Origin of the sequence: Desulfobacula sp. (assembly GCF_030611305.1) — a bacterium.
In the GTDB taxonomy this organism is placed as follows: Bacteria; Desulfobacterota; Desulfobacteria; order Desulfobacterales; family Desulfobacteraceae; genus Desulfobacula.
This window is the reverse complement of sequence record NZ_JAUWQB010000106.1, coordinates 1-9,562: the sequence shown is the minus strand read 5'-3', so window position 1 is coordinate 9,562 and position 9,562 is coordinate 1. Positions and strand designations below refer to the sequence as shown.

Annotated in this window: 9 protein-coding genes and 1 pseudogene; 6 read left to right on the top strand and 4 right to left on the bottom strand. The window is 38.9% G+C overall.

Annotated elements, in window-relative coordinates:
- Together QAI40_RS15365 and QAI40_RS15360 are read right to left on the bottom strand one after the other, a co-directional pair.
- Positions 1–227, bottom strand: a 227-nt coding sequence (locus QAI40_RS15365) for a hypothetical protein (protein WP_442875401.1), incomplete at its 3' end; no start/stop codon positions are given.
- Positions 224–1,102, bottom strand: coding sequence for a tyrosine-type recombinase/integrase (locus tag QAI40_RS15360; RefSeq protein WP_304511788.1), 879 nt, complete (start codon positions 1,100–1,102; stop codon positions 224–226). The genes QAI40_RS15365 and QAI40_RS15360, both read right to left, overlap by 4 nt.
- A gap of 119 nt (positions 1,103–1,221) precedes the next feature.
- Here QAI40_RS15360 and QAI40_RS15355 point away from each other — a divergent pair, with 119 nt between their 5' ends.
- From QAI40_RS15355 to QAI40_RS15340, 4 genes are all read left to right on the top strand, one after another.
- Positions 1,222–1,929 (top strand): SDR family NAD(P)-dependent oxidoreductase, encoded by a 708-nt coding sequence (locus QAI40_RS15355; protein WP_304511787.1) that lies wholly within the window; start codon positions 1,222–1,224, stop codon positions 1,927–1,929.
- A 284-nt stretch (positions 1,930–2,213) separates the two neighbouring features.
- A complete protein-coding gene (amrB, locus tag QAI40_RS15350; RefSeq protein ID WP_304511786.1) occupies positions 2,214–3,065 on the top strand; it encodes an AmmeMemoRadiSam system protein B in 852 nt (283 codons plus the stop codon).
- Positions 3,066–3,527: 462 nt separating this feature from the next.
- Positions 3,528–4,712 (top strand): Fic family protein, encoded by a 1,185-nt coding sequence (locus QAI40_RS15345; RefSeq protein ID WP_304511785.1) that lies wholly within the window; start codon positions 3,528–3,530, stop codon positions 4,710–4,712.
- A 26-nt stretch (positions 4,713–4,738) separates the two neighbouring features.
- Positions 4,739–5,740 carry a virulence RhuM family protein gene (locus tag QAI40_RS15340; RefSeq protein WP_304511784.1) on the top strand — a complete coding sequence of 334 codons (1,002 nt, stop codon included), beginning with the start codon at positions 4,739–4,741 and terminating at the stop codon, positions 5,738–5,740.
- Positions 5,741–5,924: 184 nt separating this feature from the next.
- Here QAI40_RS15340 and QAI40_RS15335 read toward each other — a convergent pair whose 3' ends face one another.
- Together QAI40_RS15335 and QAI40_RS15330 are read right to left on the bottom strand one after the other, a co-directional pair.
- A complete protein-coding gene (locus tag QAI40_RS15335; protein ID WP_304511783.1) occupies positions 5,925–7,034 on the bottom strand; it encodes an AAA family ATPase in 1,110 nt (369 codons plus the stop codon).
- A gap of 240 nt (positions 7,035–7,274) precedes the next feature.
- A complete protein-coding gene (locus QAI40_RS15330) occupies positions 7,275–8,111 on the bottom strand; it encodes a hypothetical protein (protein WP_304511782.1) in 837 nt (278 codons plus the stop codon).
- A 376-nt stretch (positions 8,112–8,487) separates the two neighbouring features.
- Between QAI40_RS15330 and QAI40_RS15325 the strand changes: the two genes are divergently transcribed.
- Both QAI40_RS15325 and QAI40_RS15320 read left to right on the top strand, forming a co-directional pair.
- Entirely contained in the window at positions 8,488–8,916 is a 429-nt protein-coding gene (locus QAI40_RS15325; RefSeq protein WP_304511781.1) for an NIL domain-containing protein, read from the top strand.
- Positions 8,913–9,562: pseudogene (locus tag QAI40_RS15320) on the top strand (tRNA-specific 2-thiouridylase); the annotation flags it as partial. The gene QAI40_RS15325 and the pseudogene QAI40_RS15320, both read left to right, overlap by 4 nt.

The following is a 9,562-nucleotide window of genomic DNA, read 5'->3' as shown; positions in this document are numbered from 1 at the left end:
GCATAATGATGATTTTCCAGGCGGCTGTGGCCGATACCGGTATTTTTAAGATACAAGATCCATTTAAGCAGTTGAGGGCCTTTTACCTTGACTGGATTCATTTCAAGCTGATTTCTGGCAAAACTGCAAAAGGCTTTGATGCTGATTGTATAGGTCTCAACAGTTGATGCAGCAAAGCCGTTAACCTTTAAGAGCTCTTTTTGGTACTGGTCTATAAGGGCAATCATAGTGCCTCCTTTTGCATAAAAGGGTGTTGTTTCATATAAACAGCATACTGGTCGGGATTCAGGTGTGCGTATTTTAACGTATTCGCCCTTCGGCTGTGGCCAAGCACATGCTGCGTTATCTCGACACCGGCCACCTTGTTAAGATGAGTTGCTGCCGTATGCCGAAAGAGCCGGGCGTGGAGCTTTTTATCGATGCCGTTTTGATCGGCGGCGGTGCGGAAGATATCTTGCAAGGTTCGCTGTGAGATGCGCTTTTTACGCTTGGATATGAGAAATGGCCCTTTTTTACGCTGTCGTAGTTGCAAATATTTGTGGATAATTTTACAAAGACTGTGAGGCAAAACCAGGTTGCGCCGGCGTCGGCCCTTTTCCCTGATCCAGATCCGCCCGCAGGTTAAATCGATATCTTCAATATTTATAGCGATCAGGGTCGATGTTCGCAGGCCCAGTGTGCCGAGCATCAGGATGATGACAAAATTTCTAAGCCCTAAAAGATCCTGAGCCTCATTGCTGAAGTAGCGGATCAAGCGATTGTACTCATTGATTGTAAGAAATTGCGGCACCGTTTTTTCAATTTTTGGATACGGAATACCTGTTGCGATATTTTCAGCTACAATCCGGTGGAGTGTCAAAAAGTGGTAAAATTGTCTGAGCGTCCAGACACGAGATTTTCTTACATGTATTGAGGGGCCTTTATAGTCGGCTACAAAATCGATTAGACGCAGGTAAGTGATTTTTTTAACAGACTGGATTCTTAGAGATTTCAGGAACGTTTCGAATTCCTTTAGCCGGATGGCTAAAGCCTGGATGGAACGTACTGAAAAATTTGCCAGTTGACAATATTCAACAAACTGGTTGATATAACGATGAAGCATGATGGTACCTCCTTTTTGACCATTAAATCATGCTTCATCGTTAAACGCCCATTAATAAAAGGCAAATTGAGCTAACTGCGGGGTTTGTGGGTTATGTGTGAAATCAGAATTGAGGAAATATGATAAAAATTAATACCGTATTAATAACAGGCGGCAACAAAGGTATTGGATTAGCCACCACAGAAAAATTTCTTAATGCTGGAAATACCGTTATCGTTGTTGCTCGAAATTTTAACAATTTTAAGTTTAAGGGTCACCCAAGGGTAGAAATAATTGAATTTGATCTTAACAACGTTGCAGGAATACCTGACTTAATTGCTCAGCTATCTTCAATAGATATATTGATCAATAACGCAGGCATTATGCATGCCCTCCCTTATGACAATTACCCTCAAGAAAAAGTGGATGAAATCATAAAAATCAATATTGAGGCGCCAGTAGCTTTAATTAAAGAAGTCTCTAAATCAATGATTTCTGAAGGTTTTGGTAGGATTGTAAATAATGCATCAATTGCCGGTGAAATTGGTCATCCAGATATTTGGTATGGCATCAGCAAGGCAGGAGTAATCAATATGACCAAGAGTTTTGCTAAGATTCTTGGAGCGAGCGGTGTTGTTATTAATGCAGTTGCTGCCGGCCCTGTTGAAACTGAGATGCTTAATGTCATTCCAGAGCAAAGAAAAAAAGACATTAAAAAAGCAGTGTATACAGGAAGATTTGCACATCCCGATGAGGTCGCAAATACAATTTATTGGTTGGCGACAGAATGTCCGGAATACATAAATGGAACTTGTATTGACATAAACAACGGTGCCTTTCCTCGGTAGAACTTACACATAACAAGGCGCTCCTCGTGCCGAGATAAATCCGAATCGTTGGGATAAGACAAAGAGTCTTTGAAATTCGATATTGTTACTCAGTGGCTGATCGGGTGAAAGGAAATCTCACCTTCCTCTTTGCAGGGCTTGCTCTGGCGCTGAGGTTAAGGAGATTTGGGCGCAAATTCCGCCAAGTTATTTTTGACCGAGGCCTAAGAGATCAACAGGATAAAAAAATTATCATGTCAATCCTGTTGATCGTGTCAAAAAAAGAAGGAAAGGAGGTAAGATACATGAAAGTACGGAAAGCTATGCTTGCGGGAAGCTGGTATCCTGAAAGCGCTTCAGAATGCGAGAAAGAAATAAACAATTTTCTTAATGATGCCACCGTCAGCCCTTCATCAAAAAATAAATTGACAGGAGGAATCGTACCCCATGCAGGGTGGTATTATTCAGGCAGTATTGCCTGTAATGTAATAAATTATCTTAAAAAAGGAGCTGATCCCGATGTTTTTGTAATTTTTGGAAAGCATCTGGGGCCTGAATCTCCTCGTTACATTATGAAAGAAGGAATATGGGAAACTCCTTTTGGTGATATTCAAATAGAAAAAGAGATTGCAGGAGAACTTGTTGAAAGATTTAACTTCAATGTCGAAACCCCTGAATATTTTACAGAAGACAATACAATAGAGCTCCAGCTTCCTTTTATAAAATACTTGTTTGGAGATGTTAAAATTGTACCTGTAGGTGTACCTCCTGCAAAAAAATCCCTTGAAATAGGAAGGGCGGCTGCAGAAATTTCAACCAGGCTGGGCCTGAATATTAAAGTCATTGGATCAACCGACCTCACACATTATGGTTTAAACTATGGTTTTATGCCCGAAGGAACCGGTCATTCAGCAGTTGACTGGGTACGCAAGGTCAATGACAAAAAAATAATTGATATTATGCTCGAAATGGACCCGGACAGAGTTATAAGCGAAGCCTTAAAACACCAGAATGCCTGCTGCTCCGGAGCCGCAGCAACAGCAATTGCTGCCGCAAAACAGCTTGGTGCTGATCATGCAGATGCTATAGTTTATGCAACAAGTTATGACAAAAGGCCGAGTGACAGTTTTGTGGGATATGCAGGAATAGTATTTTGAAAAATTAAGAAAACGGTAACACTTTAGCGCTTTTAAATATTATTTTTTGGACAGGATTAACAGGATATTCAGGATTAAAAGTTCAGGGCTCATCCTGTAAATCCTCATCAAAATCCCTTACATTACGTTTGGTTTCAACTTTCCGTTCACCAGAATTAATAATTAAACCTAAAAAACCACAACCCATTTGAGCCATACAGCGCCCATGTTTTTAGGCGTTTCTTGTTTTATTTTTGGTCTTTTGCGGAGCTCACAGACATATATTTTGTCTGGTTTTATGAGATATTGGAAACCAGGGGTCGGTTGGTTTTGTACAGCGGGTTTTTTAAGATTAGATTAACTATTTATATAATCTCTTGACTTTGAGTTAAATAAATTCAATAATCAACTCAGATATTGGGTCAATTCATAAATTAAACGACTCAAATATTAATACAATAAAATGGGAAATCAACTCATTTCATGAAATACATTTGGCAAACCAAATCCTGGCCTGACTTTACATGGGACAGTAATAAGTTGTTAAAGCCTCTGGGAAATGTCCGATTCAGTCAAGGTTCCCTTATAACACAGATCAGAGAGTTAGGTTTTGAAATTCAGCAGACTGCCCGTGCAGATGTCCTGGTTGAGGAAGCATTAAAGACTTCAGCCATTGAAGGTGAAAAAATAGATCCCGATGCCGTTCGATTTTCTGTTGGACGTAGACTTGGCCTTCCCGATGCTGGGTTGAAGGATGTAAGAGACCAAAAAGCAGATGGTCTTGTAGAGATCCTGCTGGATGCGACAGTTAACTATTCACAAAAATTGACGCCGGAGCGGATTTGGGGTTGGCATGCGGCACTCTTCCCGACGGGTTATTCCGGTATGGTAAAGATATCTATAGGTCGATGGCGAAACGATAAGGAGGGCCCGATGCAGGTTGTTTCCGGACCTATTGGGCGGGGAAAAGTTCATTTTGAAGCACCTCCAGCCATAAAGCTTGAAAAAGAAATGCAAGCTTTTATTTCCTGGATAAATGGAAAGAGCCACTTAGATGGCATCATCAGGGCTGGGCTTGCCCATATATGGTTTGTTACAATTCATCCGTTTGATGACGGGAACGGACGAATTGCAAGAACTTTGACAGATATGTTACTTGCAAGAGATGAAAACAATCCAAAGAGATTCTATAGCCTTTCTTCACAAATTATGGCTGAACGAAATGATTATTATGAAATTCTGAAGACCACACAAACAGGTGCCGGCGATATTACGGATTGGCTGAAATGGTTTCTTGAATGCATGAACAGGGCTATTCTGAATTCCAATACCCTGCTCTCAAAAATTATGATAAAGGCCCGATTCTGGAAGGAATTTGCCCAGACAAGACTCCACGAGCGGCAAACCAAGGTGATTAACCGGTTACTTGATGCTGGCGCTGATGGATTTAAAGGAGGGTTGAAGAACAAGAAATATATGGGGATAGCACATACCAGCCGTGCCACCGCTCAGAGGGAATTAGCCGATCTTGTAAAAAAGGACATTTTAATCAAAAGGCCTGGAGGGGGCCGGAGTGCCAGTTATGATCTTGACTGGGAAAGGTGGTCTTCCTTTGACACCAATTCTCTCGGACACCAATGTGGTAAAAATAATAGAGCTGGAATTTGACCTGACAAAAAAAGAATATGAAAATTATGAATAAAGAGCAAAATATAATTATTTATAATATATCAGACGGCAAAACTTCTGTTTCGTTATTTGCCAAAGACGGCAATATTTGGATGAACCAGAATCAACTCGCAGAACTTTTTGACACCTCTAAACAAAATATAAGTTTACATATTGTAACTATCTTAAATGAAAAGGAATTAAGTGCAAATTCAGTTGTCAAGGATTACTTGACAACTGCCTCAGATGGCAAGAAATACAATGTAACTTTTTATTCTCTTGAAATGATTCTTGCCATTGGTTTTAGGGTGCGGAGCAAAAGAGGAACACAATTTCGTAAGTGGGCTAACCGGAATTTAAAAGAATATATGATCAAGGGTTTTGTAATGGATGATGAACGCCTGAAAAACCCGGATGGGCGCCCTGATTATTTTGATGAATTCTTAGCTCGAATTCGTGATATTCGTGCTTCTGAAAAACGGTTCTATCAAAAAATAAGAGATTTGTTTTCGTTAAGCAGTAATTATAACAGTACAGACAAAGCCACACAAATGTTTTTTGCCAAAACTCAAAATAAAATACTCTATGCTGTTACCGGGAAAACAGCCGCTGAAATAGTAGTAAATCGTGCCGACGAAAACCAATCCAACATGTCTCTCACCAGTTGGAAAGGCACTATTGTGCGCAAACAAGACATTTATATTGCCAAAAACTATTTAACGGAAGATGAGATAGATAGCCTTAACCGTTTTGTGGTAGTATTTTTAGAAACAGCCGAATTAAGAATAAAAAACAGACAGGACATCACAATAAAATTTTGGCAGGAAAATATAGATCGTATTATTGAATTAAACGATAAAGAACTGCTGACTCATAAAGGTAGTATCTCAAAAATTCAAATGGAAAAACAAGTGAACGATATTTATGAAAAATTCAATGCCAAAAGAAAAATAACAGATGCTCAATTAGCTGATAAACAGGATTTTGAAGAATTGAAGCAATTGGAAGAAAAAATAAAAAAACATTAGTGCATTCGTGGCAACCCAAGGAAAATATGAACAATAATTTTATAACCAATTCATTCCCAGATGGAAAAGTAAAGAATGAAGAAACAGATGCTGACGGATTCAACCCTTAAGAGGCTTGTGGATAGGGTGGCTGACAGGATAAGTAAGAGTCAAGAGCAAACTTGACCCCAAATACTCCTCAGATTTATCCTTTGTATGGAAGCCATGCTCTGAAAAAAGGATTTATAAACCTGAACTCACCGCCGATTTCAAACAAAATATTGAGTTTAAGCATTCGTGTAATTGCTCTTCGAACAGATGATGGATTATTAAATCCTGCTGATTTCATGAACGAGATGGAAAAGACACTTTTTCCGCCTTCTTTTGCTATTGCCATGAGGCATCTGAGCTGAATATTTGTCAAAAGATTGATATAGTTTTCGTAGGATTTCTGTTCCCTGGCAAATATCAATTCAAGGGCGTTTTTCAGTTTGTCCAGGCCTATAATTTCTTTTTCTAAGGTTACTTCCCAGAGGGCCTCACAGAGCTGTTGTATATCTCCGGGAATGTTGTTGGCGATTTCAAACACCTTTTCTAAAACCTTGTCCTCAATCTTTCGCTGACCCCTAATGAATTTCTTTTTCAGGAATTCTGAAAATTCTTCATAGGACAAGGGATCAACCGTCATGGGGATAGCGGACTTGAAGAAGGGTGAATCGTGATGTGTAAATATCTCATCCATTTTATGCCGTATGCTCCCAACAAATATGTAGGGGATATCGCCTTGAAACTGTATTTTACTCCTCAGAATGGCAAGAGCTTCGTGGGAATCTTCAAGGTTCAAAATGTCCTGAAATTCATCAAAGACCACGACCACCGGTCTCTTTTTGTCAAGAGATTCAATCAAAGTCAAAACCTCCGGGATTGAATTGGCCTTCATCTCGACTGAGGCGTCAAAAGAAACGGTTGGCATGGATGTTATCGGATCCGCTGAAATTGTGGGCCTGAGATATGAGAGGGTTTTGATTATTTTGTCGAACCAACCTGTTTTTTGCTCCAGGACAACAATTGCACGGAGAATCCTTCTGCACAGAGCGTCGATGGATTTAATGCCCAGCAAGTCCACATATAAGAGGCGCTCCTCATTACATTTTATAACAGCCTCATAGACTGCGGATGATTTTCCAACCCGCCTTTCACCCAGGATCACAATGTGTTGCGATGATTCGATATATCCGATAATTTGCTTAAGCAAAGTTTTCCTTCCACAAAAATCCTTGCCCGAAACTATGGTACCGTATTTAAAAGGATTCATGAGTTTCTCCTTTTTTGAGTATTTCACTAATCTGTATTATGCACATCTGTATAATACAGATTAGTATAAAAATGTCAATCATGAATTTGGAGCAGTTTTTAGGTATGTTTCAAATATTTTTGAAATTTAATCTGTGAAATCTGCGCAACCTGCCCGCAATGCCTTGCATGGATTTAACGAAGTATCATAATCGGGTGCCTACAAAATATTGAAAGCATAATTTTATAATTTCCCATACAATTAAAAAAATGAAATAATTGATTTTAATGCTTCATTTCGTGCCATTGGCTGTGAAAAATAATGATCTACATCCAAAGAATGGAATGTGACCTGTGGGCATAATCGTTTAATATCATTCTCATAATTTTTTTTGAAACCAGTATCAAAAATTTCCAGAATTCTATCTTTACGAGCATAAAGACATAAAACAGGAGTTTTATCCAAACATACACCATGCAAAGGGTTCCAGGTAAATAATTCTGATACAATTCTAAACAGGCTGGTTCTCCTCCGTTCTAATACACCAAAATAATTCTCATTTTTTTCAATTCCAGGGAACAGGAAGTCCATGTAATAGCTGACCGCCTCTATTGTTTTTTTAAGACTTTTATGAGGCGAAAATTTTTTCCGGTAATATGAAAAAAAAGAATTTATAACTGACTTAAGACATAATTTTGAAATTGCATTTATCAGCACCAGTCTTTTAAAAGGTTCCTTCAGACTGTGAGCCGCATACAGGATGGGTATCGCGGAATAACAGGAAGCTATACCGTATAGAGGCAAACTTTCTTTTTGGCTCAGCCTGCATACATGTAAAAGCATATGCAAGGTATCCTGATTGGAGGATTTAAGTGAAAATTTATCTGATGAGTCTCCATGTCCAGAAAAGTTAAAAGAGATAAGGTCATATTTCTTGCGAATTAACCAGCGAAAGGAAATTACCTGTTGTGCTAATTTGCCGCCTATCAATGGCGGAACAAATATAAGACCCTTTGGGGAAGCATTTCTTATATGGCCCCACTCAATGCTCTTGTTTTTTCCAGTATTTAGATAACCCTTTTCAAAAATTGTTTTCATATAAAACTTGATGAATTTGCCTTTTTAAGAATTCATAATATTGACATGTTATCTAATAGCAATTACAGTAAAAATAGCGCATACCTTTGGTGCGGACATAATATAAGTGCCTAAAGTGAGCTAAAGTATATTAAAGTGCCTAAAGTTAAGGAATGCTGCCATTTTATATATTCCTTAAGTCATCAATGCACGAGGGAGAGAACAAACTTCTGTAGTTTTAGATTATATAATTAGCACGCCGAAGGCGTACTACAACTTTAGGCATTTTAGGCACTTTTTACTCATCTGTCTTATCATACCGAATTCATTAAGCAAAAAATGGAAATCCTTATACTATAAGTTTATATAAGAATAAACAATTCCCCGGAGGCCGATTGTGTACTCAAAAATACTTATTCTTCGCTTTCCAAAAACTATGGTTCAAAAGCCTATAGTCTGTTACCTTGTTAAAGATTATGATCTTACCTTTAATATTCTTAATGCCACAGTACTTCCCAGAAAAGAGGGAGTTATGGTTCTTGAGCTATCCGGAACCAGAAAAAACTTCAGAGAAGGTGTACAATATCTCAAGACTGAAGGAGTACACGTTCAGAATGCATCCCAGGAAGTAAAGCATGATAATAAAAAATGCACGCACTGCGGAGCATGCACTGCTGTCTGCCCAACCGGCGCTCTATCCATTCAAAGGCCCGAAATGGATATAGTCTTTGATCAAAAAAAATGCAGCGTATGTGAACTTTGCGTACCCGCCTGCCCCCCCAGGGCAATGGAAGTTCGCCCTACAAAGAACGTTTTTTTTGAATGACACAGTTAACGGCCATAGCGATAAGCGGCGGCGTAGATTCTCTGACAGCAGCCTATTTATTAAAAAAACAGGGCCTTAAACTCATTGGTATCCATTTTATAACCGGATATGAAACCAGGCCCGCTTATCATGCGAATATTAAAGATCCTGCAAACCCGGAAACAAATTCATATGCAACAACTCCCTCAAGCACAAAAGATTACATTCGCCAAAATATCTCTAAATTAGCCGAACAACTTGGTATAAGCATTGAAATTATCGACTGTAGCGCTGAATTTAAAAAAAATGTTGTCGATAATTTTATACAAACCTATAAGGCCGGCAAAACCCCCAACCCATGCATGGTATGCAATAGCTCAATTAAATTTGGGACTGTTCTAAATTTTGCCCGCAAAATGGGAGCCACTCATATCGCAACAGGGCATTATGCCAGAGTAATAAAAGACAGAAAAAACAGGTACCACCTTCTTAAAGGTATTGATCCGCAAAAAGATCAGTCTTATTTTCTTGCTTTATTAGAGCAAAAACAACTTGCCGTTGCCTGCTTTCCTCTTGGGAATTTGACGAAATCAGAAGTTCTAAAAATCAGTAAGGAAAAAGGACTTAAACCAATTGCAAGTAGAGAAAGCCAGGACATCTGCTTTAT

Bases quoted from the DNA above. Each gene is read 5' to 3' on its own strand.
- QAI40_RS15360 (WP_304511788.1), bottom strand. From the start codon at position 1,102: ATGCTTCATCGTTATATCAACCAGTTTGTTGAATATTGTCAACTGGCA.
- QAI40_RS15355 (WP_304511787.1), top strand. From the start codon at position 1,222: ATGATAAAAATTAATACCGTATTAATAACAGGCGGCAACAAAGGTATT.
- amrB (WP_304511786.1), top strand. From the start codon at position 2,214: ATGAAAGTACGGAAAGCTATGCTTGCGGGAAGCTGGTATCCTGAAAGC.
- QAI40_RS15345 (WP_304511785.1), top strand. From the start codon at position 3,528: ATGAAATACATTTGGCAAACCAAATCCTGGCCTGACTTTACATGGGAC.
- QAI40_RS15340 (WP_304511784.1), top strand. From the start codon at position 4,739: ATGAATAAAGAGCAAAATATAATTATTTATAATATATCAGACGGCAAA.
- QAI40_RS15335 (WP_304511783.1), bottom strand. From the start codon at position 7,034: ATGAATCCTTTTAAATACGGTACCATAGTTTCGGGCAAGGATTTTTGT.
- QAI40_RS15330 (WP_304511782.1), bottom strand. From the start codon at position 8,111: ATGAAAACAATTTTTGAAAAGGGTTATCTAAATACTGGAAAAAACAAG.